The sequence below is a fragment of the Pseudoalteromonas sp. MT33b genome (assembly GCF_014117385.1).
GTDB lineage: Bacteria > Pseudomonadota > Gammaproteobacteria > Enterobacterales > Alteromonadaceae > Pseudoalteromonas > Pseudoalteromonas lipolytica.
The window spans coordinates 192,053-216,103 of record NZ_CP059831.1 but is presented as its reverse complement, the minus strand read 5'-3'; the positions used below and the strand labels follow the sequence as shown (position 1 = coordinate 216,103).

General features: G+C 41.7%; 24 protein-coding genes. 13 read left to right on the top strand and 11 right to left on the bottom strand.

The genetic code is table 11. The features are described from left to right. Window positions 1-9: 9 nt before the first annotated feature. A complete protein-coding gene (locus H3302_RS01060; RefSeq protein ID WP_036974141.1) occupies window positions 10-882 on the bottom strand; it encodes a virulence factor BrkB family protein in 873 nt (290 codons plus the stop codon). 86 nt (window positions 883-968) lie between these two features. On the opposite strand from H3302_RS01060, the gene H3302_RS01055 reads away from it, so the two are divergent. Together H3302_RS01055 and H3302_RS01050 are read left to right on the top strand one after the other, a co-directional pair. Continuing rightward, window positions 969-1,625, top strand: a complete 657-nt coding sequence (locus H3302_RS01055) for a DUF2959 domain-containing protein (protein WP_036974143.1) — start codon at window positions 969-971, stop codon at window positions 1,623-1,625. Window positions 1,626-1,806: 181 nt separating this feature from the next. After that, window positions 1,807-2,895 (top strand): MBL fold metallo-hydrolase, encoded by a 1,089-nt coding sequence (locus H3302_RS01050; protein ID WP_182396010.1) that lies wholly within the window; start codon window positions 1,807-1,809, stop codon window positions 2,893-2,895. Window positions 2,896-2,941: 46 nt separating this feature from the next. On the opposite strand, the gene H3302_RS01045 is transcribed toward H3302_RS01050, so the two are convergent. Continuing rightward, window positions 2,942-5,224 carry a nitric-oxide reductase large subunit gene (locus H3302_RS01045; RefSeq protein ID WP_182396008.1) on the bottom strand — a complete coding sequence of 761 codons (2,283 nt, stop codon included), beginning with the start codon at window positions 5,222-5,224 and terminating at the stop codon, window positions 2,942-2,944. Between the two features lie 2 nt (window positions 5,225-5,226). Continuing rightward, window positions 5,227-5,889, bottom strand: coding sequence for a DUF542 domain-containing protein (locus tag H3302_RS01040; protein ID WP_182396006.1), 663 nt, complete (start codon window positions 5,887-5,889; stop codon window positions 5,227-5,229). 106 nt (window positions 5,890-5,995) lie between these two features. Between H3302_RS01040 and H3302_RS01035 the strand changes: the two genes are divergently transcribed. Next, window positions 5,996-6,436, top strand: a complete 441-nt coding sequence (locus H3302_RS01035) for an Rrf2 family transcriptional regulator (RefSeq protein ID WP_036974153.1) — start codon at window positions 5,996-5,998, stop codon at window positions 6,434-6,436. 69 nt (window positions 6,437-6,505) lie between these two features. On the opposite strand, the gene H3302_RS01030 is transcribed toward H3302_RS01035, so the two are convergent. Together H3302_RS01030 and typA are read right to left on the bottom strand one after the other, a co-directional pair. Next, window positions 6,506-6,925, bottom strand: a complete 420-nt coding sequence (locus H3302_RS01030) for a BLUF domain-containing protein (protein ID WP_065978929.1) — start codon at window positions 6,923-6,925, stop codon at window positions 6,506-6,508. A 279-nt stretch (window positions 6,926-7,204) separates the two neighbouring features. After that, window positions 7,205-9,028 (bottom strand): translational GTPase TypA, encoded by a 1,824-nt coding sequence (typA, locus tag H3302_RS01025; RefSeq protein ID WP_036974157.1) that lies wholly within the window; start codon window positions 9,026-9,028, stop codon window positions 7,205-7,207. 506 nt (window positions 9,029-9,534) lie between these two features. On the opposite strand from typA, the gene glnA reads away from it, so the two are divergent. The 5 genes from glnA (at window position 9,535) to H3302_RS01000 (ending at window position 14,625) form a co-directional block, all read left to right on the top strand. Then, complete coding sequence (gene glnA, locus H3302_RS01020; RefSeq protein WP_036974159.1) at window positions 9,535-10,941, top strand: glutamate--ammonia ligase; 1,407 nt, start codon at window positions 9,535-9,537, stop codon at window positions 10,939-10,941. Window positions 10,942-11,064: 123 nt separating this feature from the next. Further along, window positions 11,065-11,586, top strand: a complete 522-nt coding sequence (locus tag H3302_RS01015; RefSeq protein ID WP_371915645.1) for a DUF4124 domain-containing protein — start codon at window positions 11,065-11,067, stop codon at window positions 11,584-11,586. Window positions 11,587-11,664: 78 nt separating this feature from the next. Next, complete coding sequence (glnL, locus tag H3302_RS01010) at window positions 11,665-12,735, top strand: nitrogen regulation protein NR(II) (protein WP_036974163.1); 1,071 nt, start codon at window positions 11,665-11,667, stop codon at window positions 12,733-12,735. Between the two features lie 20 nt (window positions 12,736-12,755). Beyond that, window positions 12,756-14,141 carry a nitrogen regulation protein NR(I) gene (gene ntrC, locus H3302_RS01005; protein ID WP_036974166.1) on the top strand — a complete coding sequence of 462 codons (1,386 nt, stop codon included), beginning with the start codon at window positions 12,756-12,758 and terminating at the stop codon, window positions 14,139-14,141. Between the two features lie 25 nt (window positions 14,142-14,166). Next, on the top strand, window positions 14,167-14,625 hold the full coding sequence (locus H3302_RS01000) for a cyclic nucleotide-binding domain-containing protein (protein ID WP_036974168.1): 459 nt from the start codon (window positions 14,167-14,169) through the stop codon (window positions 14,623-14,625). On the opposite strand, the gene H3302_RS00995 is transcribed toward H3302_RS01000, so the two are convergent. The 3 genes from H3302_RS00995 to H3302_RS00985 form a co-directional block, all read right to left on the bottom strand. Next, on the bottom strand, window positions 14,614-15,423 hold the full coding sequence (locus H3302_RS00995; RefSeq protein ID WP_065978928.1) for an arylamine N-acetyltransferase: 810 nt from the start codon (window positions 15,421-15,423) through the stop codon (window positions 14,614-14,616). The two genes, H3302_RS01000 and H3302_RS00995, sit on opposite strands and share 12 nt — an antisense overlap. A 67-nt stretch (window positions 15,424-15,490) precedes the next feature. Then, a complete protein-coding gene (locus H3302_RS00990; RefSeq protein WP_036974172.1) occupies window positions 15,491-16,153 on the bottom strand; it encodes a hypothetical protein in 663 nt (220 codons plus the stop codon). A 57-nt stretch (window positions 16,154-16,210) separates the two neighbouring features. Beyond that, window positions 16,211-16,498, bottom strand: a complete 288-nt coding sequence (locus H3302_RS00985; protein WP_036974174.1) for a hypothetical protein — start codon at window positions 16,496-16,498, stop codon at window positions 16,211-16,213. A gap of 236 nt (window positions 16,499-16,734) precedes the next feature. Between H3302_RS00985 and H3302_RS00980 the strand changes: the two genes are divergently transcribed. The 5 genes from H3302_RS00980 to H3302_RS00960 all read left to right on the top strand — a co-directional run bounded on the left by H3302_RS00980 (window position 16,735) and on the right by H3302_RS00960 (window position 21,962). Next, complete coding sequence (locus H3302_RS00980; RefSeq protein WP_036974175.1) at window positions 16,735-17,115, top strand: RNA-binding S4 domain-containing protein; 381 nt, start codon at window positions 16,735-16,737, stop codon at window positions 17,113-17,115. A gap of 63 nt (window positions 17,116-17,178) precedes the next feature. Next, window positions 17,179-17,598, top strand: coding sequence for a hypothetical protein (locus tag H3302_RS00975; RefSeq protein WP_036974178.1), 420 nt, complete (start codon window positions 17,179-17,181; stop codon window positions 17,596-17,598). 208 nt (window positions 17,599-17,806) lie between these two features. Next, window positions 17,807-20,557: an aconitate hydratase AcnA gene (acnA, locus tag H3302_RS00970; RefSeq protein WP_036974180.1), complete on the top strand. Its 2,751-nt coding sequence runs from the start codon at window positions 17,807-17,809 to the stop codon at window positions 20,555-20,557. A 187-nt stretch (window positions 20,558-20,744) separates the two neighbouring features. Next, a complete protein-coding gene (locus H3302_RS00965) occupies window positions 20,745-21,632 on the top strand; it encodes a DUF4097 family beta strand repeat-containing protein (protein ID WP_182396004.1) in 888 nt (295 codons plus the stop codon). 84 nt (window positions 21,633-21,716) lie between these two features. Then, window positions 21,717-21,962: a hypothetical protein gene (locus H3302_RS00960; protein ID WP_036974184.1), complete on the top strand. Its 246-nt coding sequence runs from the start codon at window positions 21,717-21,719 to the stop codon at window positions 21,960-21,962. On the opposite strand, the gene H3302_RS00955 is transcribed toward H3302_RS00960, so the two are convergent. From H3302_RS00955 to H3302_RS00945, 3 genes are all read right to left on the bottom strand, one after another. Beyond that, window positions 21,959-22,474 carry a DUF4124 domain-containing protein gene (locus H3302_RS00955; RefSeq protein WP_182396001.1) on the bottom strand — a complete coding sequence of 172 codons (516 nt, stop codon included), beginning with the start codon at window positions 22,472-22,474 and terminating at the stop codon, window positions 21,959-21,961. The genes H3302_RS00960 and H3302_RS00955 overlap by 4 nt on opposite strands. Window positions 22,475-22,489: 15 nt before the next feature. After that, entirely contained in the window at window positions 22,490-23,212 is a 723-nt protein-coding gene (locus H3302_RS00950; protein WP_182395999.1) for an ABC transporter substrate-binding protein, read from the bottom strand. A gap of 100 nt (window positions 23,213-23,312) precedes the next feature. Then, window positions 23,313-24,002, bottom strand: coding sequence for a phosphoadenylyl-sulfate reductase (locus H3302_RS00945; protein ID WP_341868784.1), 690 nt, complete (start codon window positions 24,000-24,002; stop codon window positions 23,313-23,315). Window positions 24,003-24,051 lie beyond the last annotated feature (49 nt).

Genomic DNA, 24,051 nt, shown 5'->3' with positions numbered 1-24,051 from the left:
GCAGTGTATTTAAATGTCTATATCAGGAGTGTCTTCTATTTTCTCAGGGCTGATACAGACCGTAAATTCTGCACCGAGTAATACGACAATCCACGACAAATAAACCCATACAAATAAAATAGGAATTGTCGCAAGGGCCCCATAAATCACTTCATAAGATGGGAAATGGCTGATATACAGCGCAAAGCCTTTTTTTGTCAGCTCAAATAACATAGCTGCAAACAGCGCCCCTGGAATTGCCGCTCTAAATGGAACTCGTGTGTTAGGAACTAAAGTATAGAGCATAATAAAGCCCACCATGGAAATAATGTAAGGTAAAAGCTTTAACAAAAATCCACTGAAGCCAGGTATCCCCTGATCGGCAAACGACACCAAAGAAACAATATAAGACGTCACACCAATACTTGCTCCTAACAAGACTGGCCCCAAACTTAATACCATCCAATACACTGCAAATGAGATCATCATCGGGCGTTTTTTCTTAATTCGCCAAATGCGATTCAGGGTGGCATCAACATTGCGGATCAATAAAAGCGACACCGCAGCCAAAAAGCCAACCCCCACGGCGGTCATTTTATTCGCATTCCCCGCAAACGCACTGATATGCTCTTTAATGACATCAGAGGAAGTGGGCACAAGATTAGTGAACAAAAAGTTTTCAATGGTAATGAGAGTACTTTCAAAGCCAGGAAATGCAGAGAATATCGCGACCCCCACAGCCACTAACGGTACAATGGATAATAAGGTGACATAAGCAAGGTAACCCGCATTAACCGTGATCTGATCATCAATACAGCGGGTCAAATACTGCATCCACCAACCCGGTTGCTGCTTTAAGAAAATACTTATTTGCAACTTATAACGACTGAGTTTCTCATCCATAGAACCAACTTTCTGCTAAAATGTTTTGATAATCATAGCAATCCACCACATAATTTGAAACGACAGGCATCTAAAAAGGGAACTCAATGAAAAAACTGACACTTTTAAGCGCACCACTCTTTGCAGTTACTATGGCATTATCAGGCTGTCAGTCAGCTTATTACTCAGCCATGGAATCAGTCGGAGTGCATAAACGCGATATTTTAGTAGACCGTGTTGAAGAAACGAAAGAATCACAGCAAGAGTCGCAAGAAGAGTTTCAATCTGCACTAGACAGGTTAACGACCTTAATTAACTTTGATGGCGGTGAACTCGAAGAAGCTTATACTCAACTTAATAATGATTATGAATCGAGCCTTGCGGCAGCGAACGATGTCACCAGTAATATCAACAAAGTTGAAGATGTAGCCGAAGCACTTTTTGAAGAGTGGGCTGACGAACTAGAACAGTACAAAAGCGCTTCTCTCAAGCGTGAAAGCAGCAAAAAGCTAAATTCAACGAAGCGCCAGTTTGACCAATTGCTTCGTTCAATGCGCAGCGCCGAAAGTAAAATGGAACCCGTCCTGTCGTCATTGCATGACAATGTTTTATATCTAAAACATAACTTGAATGCTCAAGCTGTGACAGCAATAAAAGGTGAATTCACTAATTTAAAACGCGATATCAAAATCTTAATGGACGATATGAACAAGTCGATTGAAGATTCAAATAAATTCATTGAACAAATGAATAAAGCGGGCTAAAAATTTGAGTAAACACAGTGAGCAGTTAGATGCTCTCGGCACCGACATTTTTTAAATAAATTAAATCACTAAGCCTACAATATCGTAGGCTTTTTTATTGTTACGTCTTGTTACCTTTCGATGATTTACCCGGTATGTTAATTTGCTACACTGTGCGCAAAGTTTAAAAGTTAGTCACCTTATGCAGAACCACCTTAAAGTTATAATTGCTGCGGCGCTACTCAGTGCCTGCAGTAGTCCAAACACAGTTAATGTTATAGCAGGGCAAGAGTCTGTTATACCTTTGCACAATGAAGGTGAGCGAGCTGGTCGCTATCACAACCTGTATCCCGGTGATAAACACTACCCAACAACCTGTACTGATGATTGCTATCCCGAGACTGAGTTACTTCAATGTAATGACACTCCTTCACACTGTTTATATCAAGGTCAGCAGAATCCAGCGTCGATTAACACCGGTTTTACTGTACGTTGGCTTGGGCATGCCAGCTTTATGATTGAGACACCTAACGGCGAGCACCTGCTATTTGACCCCGTCAAAGAGCAGTTTGATTCACCGGTCGATTTAGCCTTTAAGCTGGCTGGCGGCATGTATCGCAACCCCGGATTTTGGCCCACAAAAAATGAGCTAAATCAGATTGATGCTGTCATGTATTCACACATCCACTACGACCACTTCAATAAAGCCGACATCGAAGAAATTGGCAATCAGCCTCGCTATTTAGTGCCCCTAGGCGTCGCTGATAACTTTCCAACAGGTGGTTTTAATATTAGTGAGATGGCGTGGTATGCCAGCACCCCAATTAATGATTTAACAATACATGCTGTGCCAGCGCACCATTTTAGCAGTCGTGTGTTAGTGCCATTTATCTACGAAGATAACAACAAAGATTTATGGAATGGTTGGTTACTTGAGCAAAATGGGAACACACTATTTTTTGCAGGGGATACCGGCTACTCACAGCATTTTAGCGATATTAAGCAAAAGTATGGTGAAATAGATGTGTGCTTAATGCCAATCGCATCTTACTATCACGAAGAAAATGGTAAATGGTATCGCTATGTGCATACCACACCCGAAGATGCCTTGAATGCAGCACGTGAATTAAGTTGTAAAGTAATGATCCCATGGGGTTATGGTAATGCAAGTTGGCAAATGGGCGACCATTCAAGTCACTCAGCATTACTGCGTTTACTACACATGTCTCATAACATGAATGAACCTGTCCCCCTGTATATTTTAAATGAAGGTGAGCAGGTTCGTTTATAACATTCCAAAATGGGGGTGAGTTATTACCTCACCCTCATTTTATTTATTACAGTGAGTGTGTATCTTGCGCTTCAAGCACTTTGGTTGCAGGTTTGCTTTGCTTTGCAAAGACCCCTTTAACGACTTGCCAACTAACGGCAAATGCGCCAACAATAAACACCACATCACCAACCGTTCTTACCCATCTTAGTATCACCAAGGTGTCACTTTGTAGTAGCGCTTCAGAGCGTGCATACCACAACCCTTTAGAAGCACTTGCAAAGAACTGAATGATTCCAATAGGTAATAAACTGGTAAATAGCATTAACGCTAAACCGATATTCATCCACCAAAAAGCAGTTTTCATTAAAGTGTCATCAAATTGAAGATGAGGACGAATATAACGCAGTACTAACAAGGTAAAGCCAAGAGCTAAAAAGCCATACACACCAAATAATGCGGCATGAGCATGGGTAGCCGTCGTATTAAGACCTTGTACATAATAAAGTGAAATAGGCGGATTAATTGAGAACCCTAATACGCCGGCCCCTAACATATTCCAAAATGCGACAGCGACAAAAAACATTAATGGCCACTTTATTTTTAGCATCCATGGAGTACGGTTTTTTAATTTATAATGCTCCCACGCTTCATGACCAAGCACAATTAACGGCACCACTTCCAGCGCACTAAAGGTTGCTCCCACCGCCATTACAGGGGTCGTTGTACCAGAGAAATATAAGTGATGGAATGTGCCTGGCACACCGCCTAATAAAAACAGCGATGCAGACGCCAATGACGCAATTGTTGCCGAACGTTTAGAGACTAAACCCATATTATAGAAAATAAAAGCCAGCGCAGCGGTTGCAAAAACCTCAAAGAAACCTTCTACCCATAGGTGCACAATCCACCAACGCCAGTATTCCATTACCGAAATATGCGTTCGTTCACCATAGAAAAACCCAGCAGCGTAAAACAGCCCGATTGCCACCACTGAAGCCGTAAATAATGCCAGTAAGTTTTTATCTCCTTCTTGTTTAAATACCGGAACAATTGCACGTAACATTAGCAGCAGCCAAAATGCGACGCCTGTAAATTTACCAATCTGCCAAAGTCGGCCTAAATCAACAAACTCGTACCCTTGATGTCCCAACCAAAAGCTTAACTCGGGAGGCATAATTTGCGCGATGGCTAAAAAGTTGCCTATAAATGACCCAACCACGACGATAATTAGCGCCCAGAAAAGAATATCAACACCTATTTTTTGAAACTTAGGATCTTTACCGCCGTTAATAATCGGCGCTAAAAATAAACCTGCAGCTAAAAATCCTGTCGCAATCCAAAATAATGCCGATTGAATATGCCATGTTCTTACTAGGCTATAAGGAAACCATTCTGAGGTATTGATGCCATAAAATCCCTGCCCTTCAACAGTATAGTGCGCAGTAAATCCACCTAATAAGACCTGGAACGTAAAGAGAGCAACAATTAAAAATAAATACTTACCTAATGCTTTTTGAGAAGGCGTTAAATTAAAGCTCGCTATTGGATCGTCTTTTGGAGCCTCAGGGGGAGCCTCGTCTTTATGTAAAAATGACCATGCCCAAATCAATCCACCGACACCTGCAATTAGTATCACAACACTAACAATTGACCAGACAATGTTTTCAGCGGTCGGTTTATTATCAATCAGTGGCTCATGCGGCCAGTTATTAGTGTAGGTTGCATCCCCATCAGGGCGCTCTGTCGATGCGGACCATGCCGTCCAAAAAAAGAACTCAGTTAGACGCTGACGACGCTCAGGATCAGGAAGTGTCACCTCTTTCATTGCATAGTTTTTACGTGTTTGCTGTAATGCCTCTGCCCCTCCAAACAAATCGTTGTAGTACTGCGCTGTTTGCTTAATTGCCGCTATCCGACGCGTCGATAAAGTAACCGTGTCAGATTGTTTATCATACGTATTAGTGCGGTACTCTCTCTTTACTTCCCACAGCAATGGTTGCTTTTGCTGCTCAGTTAACTCATCAAAAAGCACACCATATTGCGCTTGTGCAGCAATATCTAACCAATTAATAATCTCACGGTGAAGCCAATCAGCAGTCCAGTCAGGCGCTTGATAAGCACCATGCCCCCAAATTGAGCCTAGTTGCATTCCCCCTACTGATTGCCATGCAGTTTGACCATCTAAAATCGCCTCTTTACCTGTGTACAGCTCCCCCGATGTGGTGACATATTTTGCAGCTATAGGAGGGGCAACTCGGTATACCTCTTTACCAAAGTAACCCAAAATAGCAAATGTAACAGCAAGAACAGCAAACAAGGTCCACCATAACTTTTTGTATTCTCTCATTTCTATCGTCCCTCAACCCGTGCGAACAAAATAGCGTTCTCAATATGAATATGCATATTCAAATCGCTAATAAATGCCTGCAACCCTAAATACAAAGCCGTCCATGTATTACATGCTCCCGCATGCAAAGTGACATCATTTGTTAATTGGTAGATTTTCTCTATTTCTGCGATATGGGCTTCATGATCCGCCATCATTACGCTAATTGGTCCACTGACCATGTCAGGGATTGTATCGGCTTGCAGCATTGGAAAGAGGAAAAGCTCTTCTTTTTGCATATGATCTTCTAACTCTACGTACATATTCTTCAAATGATTCGCTAAACCATTAGGACAATTAGGCTTATCAAAATGCACCTCTTCAACACGCTCACTTAAACGTATCAACTCTTCAAGCTGTACTCGGTGAACACGGTGATAGCGAGTCAGAATATGCTCAACCAATTCCTTATTACTCAGGTTGTGGTAATCAATAGCGGTTTGCCTGCTTAGCAAAACCTCTATGTCTGAAATGATTTCTTCGCGATCAATATTTCGTTTTTCGATAACGTCTGACAACACCAGATGCCCCTGACAACAAAAGTTTATTCGGTGCGCAAAAAAGAGTGCTGTTGCACCGGGAATTTCTGTCGCAATTTTACTGATAGGCCAATTTAAGTAATTCATATAACACCCCTATTTAAACATGCATTTGAAATGAATCTTTAAGAAGTTTACACACGTTTATTAAAGATGTAAAATAGATGCATATTTAAAATTTTAGAGTCTCACTATGAATGTCACTCGTTTTACAGATTATTCACTGCGTGTTTTGATTTTTACTGCCTTACATAATGGTGAGCTTGTGACCATTAAAGAGATCGCTGAAAAATACGAAATCTCAAAAAATCACCTCATGAAAGTAGTGCAAGAGCTAAGTAATAGAGGCTATTTAATTGCGACGAGAGGAAAGAATGGCGGTATCCGCTTAAGCAAAGATCCCACCGAGATTAACATTGGTGAGTTAGTGCGCTTACAAGAGCAAGGGTCTACGTTGGTGGAATGCTTTGGTAATGACAATCAATGTGTTATCACCCCCGCCTGTCAACTTAAACAAATATTTGCACAAGCAATGGAGGCTTTTTTCCTTCATTTAGATAACTATACACTCGCAGATCTGATCACCCCAAAACACGCAAATCAGCTCTCTCAACTGCTAAAAATAGAAAACTAAACTCACATTTTGGCGCACTCAAAGGTGTAAGTATTCCTGGAGTGTCATGGCAGTGACACTCCATTTGGGTTATTGGTTTACTAATGTATCCCTCAGTGCCATCATGAGTTTATGTGCACTGCCTCCTGACATTGCTAACGGATCGAATTCGCTGGTGCCTGAGTATTTTAAATTAAGCGGTGTGGTTATTTTTGAATACGGAATATAACCCATTGACCAGTTTTCGAACTCCCTTTCGTAAATTTCGCAGTAATTCAGCATAATAATATTTCGATGCCGATTATCATTTAAGATCTTATGGTAGGTTGCATTTACCGCCTGTCGAGATCCCTCTAGGCACTGTAAAAAGTGCGAACTATTAAAACACAGCAACCCTGTTACATTCGACGCATGATTATTTTTCTGTGCTTTTTCAATGATATCCTCAATATCACTCGGCCCAAATCCTTCACAAACTTCACTCGTATAAATAAGCCTGACTAAATACATCCTGATCTCCTTCAAGGTAGATTTAAAAAGATAGTACAGATAGAGGCTTTAGCAAAAAAGTGGCAACTTGAGGTTAGAGGTTAGAGGTTAGAGGTTAGAGGTTAGTAGACAAGTAATTAATTTATCAATAGAAATAAAATACGCCACCCCTTAGTAACAACAAGAACGAACATTTGTGAGTGTTACGGCTGACAGCAAAAAACAAGTCTCCTTAAACAAAAAAGCCGCCGTATTTTGCAATACGACGGCGTGTTATTTTGCGTGAGCTAAAAGCGTAAATTAGCCTTTAGAAGCACGGCTCGCACGTTTACGATCACTTTCAGTTAAGTGACGCTTACGAATACGAATATTTTCAGGTGTTACTTCTACTAACTCGTCATCATCGATAAACTCAAGCGCTTGCTCAAGTGTGTAGTTCAATGGTGGTGTTAATGTTTGCGCTTCATCAGTACCTGATGCACGAACGTTCGTTAGCTGCTTACCTTTAAGTGCGTTTACAGTTAGGTCGTTATCACGGCTATGAATACCGATAACCATACCTTCGTAAACTTCTACACCGTGACCGATGAATAGCTTACCGCGCTCTTGAAGGTTGAATAATGCGTTAGTTAACGCTTTACCTGTTGCGTTAGCGATCATTACACCATTTTTACGTAGACCGATGTTACCGCCTTTATGAGGACCGTAATGATCAAACGTGTGGTACATAAGACCTGAACCTGATGTAAGCGTCATGAAATCAGTTTGGAAACCGATTAAACCACGGCTCGGCATCATAAAGTCCATACGCATACGGCCTTTACCATCTGGCGCCATGTCAGTTAGTTCACCTTTACGCAGACCAATTTGTTCCATGATAGAACCTTGGTGCTCTTCTTGACAGTCAATCGTTACTGTTTCGTACGGTTCTTCTAATACACCATCTACAGTGCGTAAGATTACTTCTGGACGAGAAACAGCAAGCTCGTAGCCTTCACGACGCATGTTTTCGATTAAGATACCTAAGTGAAGTTCACCACGGCCTGATACACGGAAGCTATCTGGGTTGTCAGTTTCTTCAACACGTAATGCAACGTTGTGAACAAGCTCAGCTTGTAAACGCTCAAGGATATTACGTGATGTTACGAACTTACCTTCTTTACCCGCAAATGGCGACGTGTTTACAGAGAACGTCATTGTTACTGTCGGCTCATCAACTGATAGCGGAGGTAACGCTTCAACGTTAGAAGGCGCACACACTGTATCAGAGATTTTTAATTCGCCGATACCTGTCACAGTTACGATATTACCCGCATAACCACGGTCTGTATCAATTCGCTCAAGACCTAAGTAGCTTTGAACCGCACCAATTTTACCATTACGTTTTGTGCCATCAGCACTGATAATAGTTACTTGTTGGTTAGGCGCTACAGAACCACGCTTGATTCGGCCGATACCGATTACACCTACGTATGAGTTGTAATCAAGTTGAGAAATCTGCATTTGGAAGTCACCTTCAGGATCTGCATCCGGTGGTGATACTTCGTCAACGATCATCTTGAACATAGGTTCCATGTTGTCAGATGGTTCGTCTAAATCTAATGTTGCCCAGCCGTTGATAGCTGATGCGTAGATAACTTTAAAGTCTAACTGTTCGTCAGTTGCACCAAGGTTATCGAATAAATCAAAGATTTGATCCATAACCCAATCAGGGCGTGCACCCGGCTTATCAATTTTATTGATAACAACGATTGGCTTCAAACCTTGCGCGAACGCTTTTTGCGTTACGAAGCGCGTTTGTGGCATTGGACCTTCTTGAGCATCAACAAGTAACAATACTGAGTCAGCCATCGAAAGTACGCGTTCAACTTCACCACCGAAGTCGGCGTGTCCTGGGGTGTCTACGATATTGATGTGGTAATCATTCCAAGAGATGGCTGTGTTTTTAGCCAAAATGGTAATACCACGTTCTTTCTCAATGTCGTTTGAGTCCATCACGCGCTCTTCATTACCGCCGCGTGTTTCTAATGTGCCTGATTGCTCAAGCAGTTTATCAACCAAAGTTGTTTTACCGTGGTCAACGTGGGCGATAATCGCTATATTTCTTAACTTTTCGATGCTCATATTTTTTCTCAGAGAAATTGAATCTCATTGATCCTGCAAGATCTACGCACTCACCTGCATTTTCAACAGATGTCTAAGCATAGGATTTAAAAGGGCGCATATTATCCCTTAATAATGGCATGGATGAAAGTTTATCCAATACAATTTTATAAACTTTCTTCAGGCTTTTTATAAGTATCTGTTTTATAAATGACAATTTTATTAATTTTATCTTTAATCGAACATCAAAACTGGTAAAAAATCACCTTTTTAGCAATATTTTGGCACTAATGCACATTTCGTTTATGCTATCTAGGGTGGCTAATCGTTGTGCAAATACAACCAGTAAGCATAACGCACCACAATGAACATTTTACGCACCAAAATAGTGCAAAAATAATTAACAAAATGCGCTTTATTTTATTTTTATAAGCCTAAACAAGGCGTTAAAAATTTGGCATGAAACCAGCTTACATAGAACAAAAGCAATAATGCAGCAAAAATAAAACCCAACAATTGGAGGACACATGTCACAATCGGTTTTAGATTTTATCAAAGAAAATGACGTTAAGTTCATTGATTTACGCTTTACTGATACCAAAGGTAAAGAACAGCATGTTTCTATTCCTCATCATCAGGTTGATGAAGACTTCTTTGAAGACGGCAAAATGTTTGACGGTTCTTCAATTGCTGGTTGGAAAGGTATCAACGAATCAGACATGGTATTAATGCCTGTTCCTGAGTCTGCAAAAATGGACCCATTTTCTGAAGAAGCAACTTTAATCGTACGTTGTGACGTTGTTGAGCCTTCAACACTTCAAGGTTACGAGCGTGACCCTCGCTCTGTTGCTAAACGTGCAGAAGAGTACATGCGTTCAACTGGTATCGCAGACACAGTATTATTTGGCCCAGAGCCAGAGTTCTTCCTATTTGATGACGTTAAATACAAATCAGACATGTCTGGTTCTATGTATAAAATCGACGACATCGAAGCGGCTTGGAACTCAGATAAAGATTACGAAGGTGGCAATAAAGGTCATCGTCCAGGTGTTAAAGGTGGTTACTTCCCATGTTCACCAATCGACTCATCTCACGACTGGCGTTCAGCAACGTGTTTAGTTCTTGAAGAGCTAGGCCAAGTTGTTGAAGCACACCACCACGAAGTAGCAACTGCGGGTCAAAACGAAATCGCAACACGCTTCAATACAATGGTATTAAAAGCTGACGAAATCCAAGAGATGAAATATGTTATCCATAACATGGCTCACCTTTATGGTAAAACAGCGACATTCATGCCTAAGCCTCTTGTAGGTGATAACGGTTCTGGTATGCACTGTCACCAATCTTTAGGTAAAGATGGCGTGAACATCTTCGCTGGTGACAAATACGCAGGTCTTTCTGAAGAAGCGCTTTACTACATCGGTGGTATCATCAAGCACGCTAAAGCAATCAACGCATTCGCTAACGCGTCAACTAACTCGTACAAACGTCTTGTACCAGGTTTCGAAGCGCCAGTAATGCTTGCATACTCTGCACGTAACCGCTCTGCTTCAATCCGTATCCCTGTAGTACCATCTGCAAAAGGACGTCGTATCGAAGTACGCTTCCCTGATCCAACAGCAAACCCATACTTAGCATTCTCTGCAATGCTTATGGCTGGCCTTGACGGTATTCAAAACAAGATCCACCCTGGCGATGCAATGGATAAAGACTTATACGATCTACCTGCTGAAGAAGCAGCTGAGATCCCACAAGTTGCCTCTTCACTAAGCGAAGCACTTGCTGCTTTAGATGCTGACCGTGAGTTCTTAAAAGCAGGTGGTGTATTCACTGACGACCTAATTGATGCATACATCTCACTTAAGAACAAAGAAGTTGAAAAACTTAACATGACAACTCACCCAGTTGAGTTCGAAATGTACTACAGCGTTTAATACGTCGTAGACAGTAAATAATTAATGTGTGTTCTCAAGCCCGCTTTGGCGGGCTTTTTTAATGGTAATTAGGCGTGTTCTCCTCTACAGTTTTAATTACATAAAAAAATGCAGGGTCGCAGGGTGAAAAGAACAACTTTATTGGTATTTTTGTTACTATCAGTAAGCTTTTTTAGTTATGGAACAACAAAAAAAGTGTATTCGTGGAAAGATAAAAATGGTGTTCTGGTATTTTCTGATACGCCACGCCCCGGTGCTACCGAAGTAAAGCTTAATACCCCTAACTTGACCATGCCTGCTACCGACACCAGTATTCTTGATAACACAGCCAGTGCAACACCCGTAAACTTTAAAATCGCTATTTCCTCACCTGAAGACCAAGCAACAGTCAGAGAAAACTCCGGTTCTGTTTATGTTACAACCCGTGTCATTCCTCGCTTTGCAACGGGTTTTAAAGTACAACTTTTTGTAAATGGTGCCCCCCATGGCGAACCAAGTAATAGTTCTACTTTTGCACTACGAGGCGTAAATCGAGGCGAGCACACATTACAAGCCAAACTATTTAATGCGAACAATAAACTCGTTTCGGTCAGTCCAGTTAGCACATTCTACATGCACAGAGCGTCTGTTTTTGGTGGGAATTAATTTTTTCAAACGCGCCTCGCAATGCAAAAGGATTATGCTAAGCTGCACTTAATCGTAACGCACTAAAATGGTGCAACCATGCTCAGTGATACACAATTTAACTCAGAATTGCTCGACAGCATTTGGAAAAATTTAAGTACAGCGGTTATTTTACTTAACCGTGATTTTAAACTTGTTTATGCCAATGATAGTGCCAGTGAGCTACTTGGTTTAGGGCCAAAGCGCATTCTCAACCAACCGTTTGATAACCTGTTTAACTACCACTCTATCGATCTTAAACGCATTGCTCAGTATTCACTCTTTGATGGTGTTGATTGCCACCAGCATAGAGCTGACGTGGTGTTCATCGATTCTCGCCATGCCAAACTCACAATTAGTACACGCCGAATTACCAATAAAGATGACAATTATATCTTGTTTGAATGCCGCCAGATGGACGATGAAATTCGCCACGATCAGGCCTCAAATCAAATGCATCAGTATCAAGCTGCACGTAATTTAATTCGTGGTTTAGCCCACGAAATAAAAAATCCTTTGGGGGGTATACGCGGAGCGGCGCAATTATTGCAGTATGAGGTTGATCAGCAAGAACGAGATCAATGTGCAGAACTCATTATTGAACAAGCAGACCGCTTACGTGAATTAGTCGACCGTTTACTTGGCCCGAATCAACTGCCACATAAGTCGTATGGCAATATTCACCAAGCGCTTGAGTCTGTCGTTAAATTAAGCATGCTTGATAACAATGCAAATATCACGTTAGTGAAAGACTATGACCCGAGCATACCCAGCGTATATATCGATCAGAGTAAAATTCAACAAGTGGTATTAAACATTATTCGTAATGCACAACAGGCGCTCGTTGATGGGGGAGAAATTAGAATAAAAACCCGTATCAACCATCAACATAGACGCCCTGGTAAAGCACCGAAAAAAACCTTGCTGATCCAAATTTCGGATAACGGTCCAGGCATAGACAAGAGTTTAAAAGAAACCTTGTTTTACCCGATGATTACCAATAAAGAAAATGGGTCGGGTCTTGGCTTATCCATCGCGCAAACATTGGTTGACCAACATGATGGACACATAGAGTGTGACAGTTGGCCAGGCCATACAGAATTTAATATCTATTTGCCTTTTACGGATTAATGGTTTTTTTTGGAGTAGTCATGAAAACAGTGTGGTTAGTTGATGATGATGCCTCAATACGCTTTGTATTAGAAAAAGCGCTGGCACGAGCAGGATTTGAAACTCAAAGCTATGCCAATGCGCAAGAAGTGCTGAATGCTTTAAAGTTTAGCCAGCCTACCGTGCTGGTGTCTGATGTGCGTATGCCAGGTATGGATGGTATGGCGTTACTAGAAACAATCGCTGAGCAAAACCCTGGGTTACCTGTCATTATCATGACTGCCCACTCGGATTTAGATTCGGCGGTTAATGCGTTTCAAAAAGGGGCGTTTGAATACCTCGCAAAACCGTTTGATTTAGAAGAAGCCGTTTCTTTAGTTGAAAGTGCTTGCCGTGCAAACTCCACAAAGAAAACCAGACGCAAACAAGCACCGCAAACCAATGCCCATATCATTGGTGAAGCCCCTGCTATGCAGGAAGTGTTTCGTGCAATAGGTAAATTATCTGCATCAAGCATGAGTGTTTTAATCAATGGCGAATCAGGCACTGGTAAAGAGCTTGTCGCCAGTGCATTGCATAACCATAGCCCACGAAAAGAAAACCAGTTTATTGCTCTTAATATGGCTGCCATCCCTAAAGAACTGGTTGAATCAGAATTATTCGGCCATGAAAAAGGCGCGTTTACAGGGGCCGACAGTATTCGTAAAGGCCGCTTTGAACAAGCGAATGGCGGCACGCTATTTTTAGATGAAATTGGTGACATGCCACTGGATGTACAAACCCGTTTATTACGTGTTTTAGCCGATGGTGAGTTTTACCGTGTTGGCGGGCATCAAAGTATTAAAGTAGATGTTCGAATTATTGCCGCCACCCACCAGAACTTAGAAGACTTGGTAAAACAAGGTAAGTTTCGTGATGACCTATTCCACCGCTTAAATGTGGTGCGTCTTCGCTTACCGGCTCTTCGTGAACGTACAGAGGATATTGAGCGTTTAGCACAACACTTTCTCCATAAAAGCGCCAAAGAGCTGCAAGTCGAAAGCAAAATTTTAAGCCCAAAAGCGACCGAGCAATTGCGATTATTTAACTGGCCGGGTAACGTGCGTCAGCTCGAAAATACCTGTCGTTGGTTAACCGTAATGGCACCTGGAGAGCTTATCAGTGAGCAAGATTTACCACCGGAAATTATCGCGGCAGAACCTGTAGAGCAAGAAGGTGATTGGCTTGAAGCTTTCCAACAATGGTTAAACCTCGAGCTTAAACAAGGGAAAGAAAATATTTGGCCCGCGATTCAAGCTCAACTGGAAACTCGTTTAATTAAAACCGCACTGGCAAATTGTGCAGGCCACAAACAAGAGGCTGCGGTTAAAATTGGTTGGGGGCGCAATACATTGACCCGCAAGTTAAAAGAGCGCAATATTAGCTAATTTTGCGTTATAAACGATGTAAGTAATGAAGTTAATCGAACATATTCCGCTTATTAAGCAGATGGAAATTATTAACCGATTGGCGTTCTTTCGGGAGTTTACCCTGAGTGAACGACAGGTGTTATTAGAATCTTTCAGCCATTTGTATTTAGTACAACAAGGTCGAGCTGTATTTAAACAGTTTGATAATGACAAGCGACTCTATATTGTTTTGAGTGGTTCATTAATCATCTTTAAGCAAAGCCATTTGCTTGAGCTCGGCACCATTGAACCGGGTGAGTTTATTGGTGAAGGCGCATTTATCAATAATCGCGAACGCAGTACTAGCGCCCGCGCTAAAGTGGATACTATTTTACTGGCAATCACACCGGAAGCCCTCACCCGTTTGCCTAACGTGATCCGCGAAAAAATTAAAGATCGCATCATCGAAGGCATGAGTGAGCGTATTATTAAACTGAGTAACTTCCTCGAATCACGCGGCTAATACATAGCGCTCCATTAACCATGCAGACGTTGCTTTGCTTACATTTAAAAGAAATGTGTCTGTAAGTAATGTATGTAATTGCTCACGTGATTGAATAACCTGTTGCGTATGAACTGCTGATGTTTCGTGCCAATAATGCAGTAGATTATTACGAATAAGCCAGCGTTCACCCTTTTCAATACGTGATACAACAAGGTTGTTAACAAATGCAGCGTCTGGATGGTGATGACTATAGAAATGAGCGATTTCGCAATCACTCTCATAGAATTGAGCCAGTTCAACGCGGTATAAATGCTGAGTATTTGGTAAAACTTGCCTCACATCAATTAGCCTGTCACGTCGGCTAATTTCATATAAGTTCACACCTTCACTGACTCGTGACGACTGATCAATTGGCAATGCGATTACCGGTGTACTTACCCCAAAGCCAACATCGAGCAAATAGTGTTTACCCTCGAGTGTCAATTTTGTTAATCGGTGCGAGCGAGGGTTTTCTTCACGGCCGTTAAGCATCACCCGCGCTATGAGTATTTCAACGTCAAAACCGAGTGCGACCAACGCAAGAAAGAAGATCTTGTTATGTTCAAAGCAATAACCTCCTTCTTGTAAATTAATTAAACGTGAAAACACTTTATCGTCATCAAGGCTCAGTGATTTAGCCTGTAATGCATTGACACTGCTGAAACTATAGCGAGCTAAATGCGCCGCTTGTAAACGCTCAATCAATGCAAGATTTCTGTCTTCATTAATGTAATCAATAGCCAAAGAATTTAGATAATGTTTAATGTAGTTTTGCATGGCATGTCCTTATAAGTAATGATGACAGCCATGCTAAAACCTCAAGTTCAGTTGAGGTAAAGATTTTTTAGTCCATATAGACTATTTGCAACGAGCAATTTAACCAACTAGGCTGATTAACCCTAATAGTATATCGATAGGTATCTGTTGGCTTTTCACCAAAAGGTGTACTTACATAGGGTGTTGAATGGCTGTAGGTCTGTGAATAGTTTTTATAATAAATAACCAGATAACCGTACAGATAATCCCACTTAAGTGATACTGGGGTCCCGCCAGGAAGCACAAACTCGGCGTGCTTCTCGGTAAATGTCACCATCAGTCCATTAAACTTATCCTCATCGCAGTGTGTTGTGAAAACACGATTAGGCAGAGAAATTTCATCCTCCTCACTCGGTGCTTTTAAGTAAAAGCCAATATTGCCATGATTGTAAAAGTGATTTGCGGCGGTGGTGTATTTGATCTCAGGCTGATAACCCAGTCGCTGCATGATGCCAGCTAAGATCTCAGTCTGTTCAGTCAAAATTTTATCTTCGGATAACATCAAAGTCGCGTCGCCAAACTCTCGCGGCACACTCAGTTGCGTGTATTTATAAGGTAAACGCTGAGCACTTAAGGCTAAATCGAGCTGAGCTTGCTGCTGTGCGTCTAAGTTTTCTGTATAAACATAAACAGTTGGCTGTTGGCAACCAACTAACAATAGCAGCACACACCAAATATACATCCTGTTCATACTATTCCCTCCAATAGATTACAAATGTAGTCTATTAGAGGAAAGCTGATTAATCAACTAATTTAAATGGTGACTTAGCCATTTATCAACACTGCGTCGAGTGTAAAGAATATCTTTAAATAAGCGGTGAACCTGATACTCAAGTAACTCTTCTTTACTCTTCTCTCCATAGGCAAGCTGGCTATGGTTATCATTAAAACGCGAAATTAATGCAAAGCCTTGTTCTGATTTATCAGGCTGCGCTTTCATTGTTTGGGTTAATAATGCACGCACATCATCTGCTGCAAGTAACGATGTATCGTCTAACCCCATTAGTTCTTTTTTCAGTACTGACCTAACGCCCATGACTACTTCTCCTGAACGAATAATAAATAAAACGACGTTGCATTTAGCAAGTAGCGCACCATATCAAGACGCGCGCAGTGTACTTATGAAATACTGCAGTTTTCTTACGACTCTGCAAAATACGTCATTATTTTTTATGCTCATTTTTTAAGTATGTGAAGCGCTTAAAAATTTAACCTTGGTTCAATCCAGTGCTAGGCTTTATAATGGCTGCGATTAAATTATGAGAGACCAACATGAACGAAGATTTCATCGAAATTGAGCTTGAAGAAGAGCCAATAGAGTTATGTAACTTACTTAAAGTGCTCGATTTAGTTGAGACAGGTGGCCAAGCAAAGACCTTAATCGGTGAAGGTTATGTTGGAGTTAACTATGAAATTTGTACAATAAAACGGAAAAAATTATACAGTGGCGACGTACTTTCGTTTGATGGTGAGCAATTTCAATTAACCTTAAGTGAAGATGCAATACCGAACCCTCGCCCAGAAAAACAACCTGAGCAACAACGACAGAACGCCCCGCAAGAGAGCAGCGCATCAACAGCCAAAAAACGTAAGCGCACTAAAAAGCCTAAAGTAGACGAAAAAACAGGTCGTCGCCCTATTTCTTTTGGTTAGCCTTGCTTAGTTAATATTTATCCCCTTTAATTGTGCTTGATAATAACAATATAAAGGTGATTTATGACTTCTCCCGCTTGGCTCAAACCACTTGCATGGGCCGCATTAGTTTGGAATCTACTCGGGGTAATTGCACTTATTATGCAGCTACTCATTACCCCAGAGATGATTGACCAATTACCACTCGATCAACAAGCCGCATACCGTGATATCCCGCTGTGGTCAACGCTTGCCTTTGCGATAGCGGTGTTTTCAGCCAGCTTAGCAAGCATTTTATTACTTGCTAAAAAAGCCCTCGCGAGAGAGTTGTTTCTTATTTCGTTTGTCGCTGTATTAGTCCAGCAGTATTACAACTTTATCGTAATCGATAGCCTCGCCCTCTTTGGTTTTAGTGCTTTGGCAATGCCATTTTGCGTGATTGTAATTGGCTTATTATTGTTGCTTGTTAGCCATCACGCAAAACAGCAGCATTGGCTAACTTAACGTCAGTCTATGTTATGAGCTGCTGTCTAATTACTGCTCTTTTATTGCTCTCTCCCCTTGAAATAAGTTGCATCGGCATCAACTATAATTAGATAGCATATTTTTTCATCAGCACGGTGAATTTTAATAGCTGGTATTAAGTTTGCAGATATCTCGTAAAGGAAACATAAAAAGCGAGCATTGCTTGCGTAAACCACAGGGGCAAATAATGAATAACAGTTTTGATACCCAAAAACAGCTTACGATTAATGGTGAGCAATATCATATCCACTCTTTACAAGGTCTTGGTGACAAAGCCAAACGCCTGCCTTTCTCATTAAAAATATTGTTAGAAAATCTATTACGCAACGAAGATGGCGTAAACATTAAAAAGCAAGATATAGACGCACTTCTAAACTGGGATCCACAAGCAAAACCCTCCGCCGAAGTTGCCTTTACGCCTGCGCGCGTGGTGATGCAAGACTTTACAGGTGTCCCTGCGATTGTTGATTTAGCCGCAATGCGCGACGCCATGGAAAAACTTGGCGGAGACCCCGCTAAAATTAATCCACTGTCACCTGCGGAACTCGTAATAGACCACTCTGTACAAGTTGATGGTTATGGCGAAGATGGCTCGTTCGACTTAAACGCCAAGCTCGAATATGAACGAAATAAAGAACGTTACGAATTTTTACGTTGGGGACAAACAGCCTTTGATAACCTTAAAGTGGTGCCACCCGCAACCGGTATCGTACACCAAGTTAATTTAGAGTATTTGGCCCGTGTGGTGTTTAACGATCAAAAAAATGGTCAATCCCTCGCTTATCCAGATACCCTAGTCGGCACAGATTCGCATACCACAATGATTAACGGCTTAGGCGTACTTGGTTGGGGTGTCGGTGGCATAGAAGCCGAAGCGGCCATGCTTGGTCAGCCCATCAGCTTGCTAATTCCACAAGTGGTTGGTTTTAAGCTCAATGGTCGCTTGCCCGAAGGCACAACTGCCACAGATTTAGTGCTCACAGTAACCGAAATACTGCGTAAACATGGTGTCGTGGGTAAATTTGTTGAGTTTTATGGGGATGGCCTTGCTGACTTACCACTTGCAGACCGCGCTACCATCGCAAACATGGCACCTGAGTATGGTGCAACATGTGGTATTTTCCCGATTGATGATGAAACGATTAATTACCTGCGTTTAACAAATCGCGATGAAAAACAACTGAAGCTAATCGAAGACTACGCCAAACACCAAGGACTGTGGCGAAACCCAGGCGACGAAGCACATTACACCGACACATTAGAGCTGTCTTTAGATGATGTAGTGCCTAGCCTTGCTGGTCCCAAACGTCCGCAAGACCGTATTGCCCTTGATAAAGCAGGCGAGGTGATTGGGGAACACTTAAAAGCTTTCCAAAATGAGCGCATGCAACAGCGTGATAAAAGTGATACTCAAGAAGCACGTATCGAAGATGAAGGTCCGACAACAAATCCGGATGATCCTGTTAACGAAGCGCAATATATGGGCGCAGCCAAAGTTAACTTTAAAGGTGAAGAGTTTGAGTTAAAAGACGGTGCGTGTGTCATTGCAGCAATAACAAGCTGTACAAACACGTCAAATCCGAGCGTTATTCTGGCGGCGGGTTTAGTTGCTAAAAAAGCCAAACAGCTAGGGTTGAAAGTAAAACCGTGGGTTAAAACATCACTCGCGCCAGGCTCTCAAGTGGTCACTGATTACTTGAAAAAAGCGAATTTAATGGATGATTTAGACGCGCTTGGGTTTAACCTTGTGGGCTATGGCTGTACCACGTGCATTGGTAATTCAGGCCCGCTCGCTGATGAAATAAGTGAAGCAATTCAGAAGCACAAACTTGTTGTAAGCTCTATTTTATCGGGCAATCGAAACTTTGAAGGCCGTATCCACCAAGATGTAAAAATGAACTTTTTAGCATCACCTCCGCTTGTTGTGGCCTACGCTATCGCGGGACGCACCGACATTGATGTATACAATGAACCCTTGGCACAAGACCCCAATGGTAACGACATTTATCTAAAGAACATTTGGCCAAGTGTGAGTGAGGTGAGTGAGTTAGTGCGTGATACCGTCACCAAAGAGATGTTTGCATCGAGCTACGGTAATGTTTATCAAGGTGATGATCGCTGGCAAAAAATCCAAATCCCTGAAGGTAAGCTTTATGACTGGGATGACGCATCAACCTACATTAAAAAAGCGCCATTCTTTGATGGCATGGAAATAGAACCGCCCGGTATCCCCACGATCAGTGGAGCACGTTGTTTAGCAAAACTTGGAGACTCAGTCACCACCGACCATATATCACCTGCGGGGGCGATTAAAGCCGATGCTCCTGCTGGCTTGTACTTACAAGAACATGGTGTAGAAAAAGCACAATTTAACTCGTATGGCTCTCGTCGAGGCAATCATGAAGTCATGATGCGCGGCACCTTCGCAAATGTACGATTAAGAAACTTACTTGCTGCTGGCACTGAAGGGGGTGTCACACGCATACAACCAACAGATGAACTTGCCAGCATTTTTGATGCGGCCATGCAGTATCAACAAGACGGTACCCCATTGATTATTTTGGCTGGTGCAGAGTATGGGACCGGTTCATCACGTGACTGGGCTGCAAAAGGCTCTTTATTACTGGGTGTAAAAGCAGTCATAGCGCAAAGCTATGAGCGTATTCACCGCTCTAACCTGATTGGTATGGGTGTATTACCGCTTCAATTTAAAGAGGGTGAAAGTTATGAATCGCTTGGTTTGACTGGTCAAGAATCCTTTGATTTTGAAGGCTTATACGACAAAACCAATGAAGTCAGCGTAATTGCAACTAACAGCGAAGGTAAGCAAGTTAGCTTTAGTGTTGATGTGCGAATTGATACACCCAAAGAGTGGGATTACTACAAACACGGCGGCATTTTACAGTATGTACTTCGTAATATGCTGGCTGAGCAGTAATCACTTTTAAGTTAACTAAGGGGCTGAAATTTCAGCCCCTTTTTTGTTTAAAACACCAATAAATTGCAGTTTAGACCAGTACACTTAGTTACAAAAAATGAAAAGAACATAAAAATCAGCATGTTAAACTTGGATCATAATTTGCAAATGCTAACCAGATAAAAATCACAATAATTTTGGAATCCATATGACTATTGCATCATTCAAACGCGCGATGTGCGCAACTGCCATCTCATCGAGCTTATTATTAGCCGGCTGTGTTATTCATGTATCTGCGGATCAGTTTGCTGAACAAAAACAACAAGACTTACGCGTTTCGGCTGCAAATGTAAGCCAGTTAAAAATCGATGCCGAAGCAGGCTCACTGATCATCAAAGGCGATAGCAATGCCACAGCTATCACAGTGAATGCCAATATCTATGCGGCTAAAGGCGATGAAACCTATACGCTAACACTTGAAAAACACGGCGACACAGTTGAGCTTATCAGTAAGCTCAATAATGGTAGCGTGTCGTTTTACAGTGGCTCATCACCTCATATCGATTTAATCGTATCTGTGCCAGCACAGCTTAAACTTGATATTGATGATGATTCAGGTGATATCGTCATACGTGCTATGCAAAACGATATCAATATTGATGATGACTCAGGATCCATTGTGATTGAAGGAGGTCGCAATATTCGTCTTGATGATGACTCTGGCGACATTCACATTCGTAATGTAAGCGGCAATATCAACATAGAAGACGATTCTGGCTCAATTATAATAGACCAAGGCCAAGGCCGTATTGATATTGAAGATGACTCTGGAGATATTCGCATTGAGAATAGCCAAGGCCCAGCACGTATCATTGATGAATCAGGCAGTATTAGCGTTAAAACATTAGGTGGTGCGCTCACTATCGAAGACGGCTCTGGTGATATAGATGTAAGACACATAAAAGGGCTCGTTACCATCACCGATGGCTCTGGTAGTATTTATGTCAATGATACCCTTGGACTCGCTATCATTGAGGCTGGTTCTGGCGACTTAAGTATTGACAATATTAACGGCCCAGTAAAGCTTAATAAGTAACCAATCATTACTTGATTTAAAACAAACCGTCTAAGTCAGATAGCACCTACACTTTAATTACGCCTTTAAATGTTGGTGCTTAAAATGACCGAAAAAAATATTATAAGAACCCTTAAGGTGTTTATTATATTAGGTATTTGCTTAATTATTTTAGGCCACTCGCTGTTAGCAAGTAACTATTTAGATGAAAGCCTAGGTGTTCACGGCATTATGATCAGTGCGGCTTGTATCGCGGTAGGCGTATTATTTTCATTACCGACAAAGATTTATTTAACCATTCTTTTAATGAAGCTTGAAAGCGAATTAACCACAAAAAACACGCACGTTTAGAGTTCTAATTGCTTATTACGTTGCTCAATTTGCTGCTTTACTTGCTCAGCATCTTGTATGAGTTGTTGTATTTTTTTAGGGTCGTATAAATTCGAATCTGCAGCTGATTTAACCTGTGTATCAGTTAACTTGCTTTCGGGGTCTGCTTGAAAACTCTCTGCGGGTAGCACCGTGATTTCTCGCGAGTCTAACGTCACCAACGTACTCGCATATTGTGGGTGAGGTGTATCTGCAAAATGCCACTGTCCCTGTTCATCTTGCCATTTATAAACCACAACAGCTGCATGATCATTATCAGGCTCGCTAAATTGCTTTAAAAGCTGCTCGGCTTTAACACCCCACGACTCAACATTTTGTGACGCGCTTTGAGTGACATCATGACTTACTTGTTGTGAATAACGTTGCAATATGCTGAGCGATAAGTAAGGCTGACCATCGGGCTTTTTTATATAAAATAGCAGCACAATACTGGTCAGTAATAGCATTACTGCAAGATAGCAAAATCGCTTCATGATCCAATTTATCCGTTATTGGTAGTTATTCATTATCTTAGCAAACTCTCCTGATGATTTGAGATTTTTCAGAAAGTCATTAAATTGTTTGCTGGTCTCTTTACCACGTTCATCAAACGCAAACTGTAACTGTAATGGCGCTTTGCCTACAGAGTAATCACTCACAGTGAACTTTTTAAAATCATTATTGCGAGCAACATACCACGTTAAGGCATCCCGAGAAATCACTGCGACGCGTTGGTTATGCTCCCAATCCATTAAGGCAAGTAGCATTTCAAATTCTGAGTAAAAATTCTCTCTGTGCATATCACCCGATTGAAATAAGTGTTCAAACTGGGGATAGGTGTAGCCATAACGCGCCATAAGCACATACCCGGCAAGCTGTTCAATCATAGGAATATGGCAGCCACTTGGCATGACCAATACATCTTCTACCATCGCGAGCGCATCACTCCAATAGTATTGATTCTGTCCAACATACCACTCTACAGACTCGATTCGACCATCAAGTAACCCTTCATCAAGCATTTTTTGTGAACGTTTCTCTGGCACGTAAAAGTAATCAATACTCACTCCATATTGTTTTGCAAAACGGTTCAGTAAATCGCTCACAATGCCCTCTTCTTTACCGGCCATAAAATGATAAGGAGGATAATCGCTATCAGGCAATCCTATACGAAGCGTATCGGCTAAACACAATGGACTAAACAACAAGAATAATATAACTAAACGGCTCATGATTTTCTCTCACTCGATTGAGCCATGGACTATACATTTTTGGTATAAAAAAAGCGCAACCGATGTCGCGCTTTATGAATTTTCTGATAGGAAATTAGGACTAAATACCGTCACCATCAATGTGTAAACCACACTCACGGTTTAACCCAAAGAAACGAGTCTCTTCTTCAGTCATACCGGGTTCGAGTTTACGTGTTGTATGCACATCACCCATTGACACATAGCCTTGCTCCCAAAGCGGATGGTACGGCAAATCATGTTTCGTTAGGTACTGATAGATATCGCGATTATTCCACTCTATCAGTGGATACACTTTCACTGTACCACGGCTAATTTCAACTATTTGTTTATCAGCACGCGACGATGATTGATCTCGACGAAGGCCACTGAACCATGTACCCGCATTAAGCTCATTCAATGCGCGGGTCATTGGCTCAACTTTATTAAGCTGATTGTACTGCTTAATACCCGCCTCTCCTTGCTCCCAAAGCTTACCAAACTTCGCTTCCTGCCACGCAGGGCTAAGCTCAGCTTTATAAACTTTAAGATTAAGCGAAAGTCGTTCGGTCATTTGCTCAATAAACTGATATGTCTCTGGGAACAAATAACCAGTATCAGTCAGTACCACAGGAATATCTGGCTGCTGCGATGTCACAAGGTGTAGCATCACAGCGGCTTGTATACCAAAGCTAGACGATAAAAAGTGTGTACTTGGTAAGTTTTCAAGTGCCCACGCAACACGCTCCTCAGCGCTTTTTTCAGCAAGAAGACCGTTAATATCAGCCAGCATGGCTGTTTGGTCTTCTTTGCTCATCGTTAAGATGTTTTTAAATTCACTC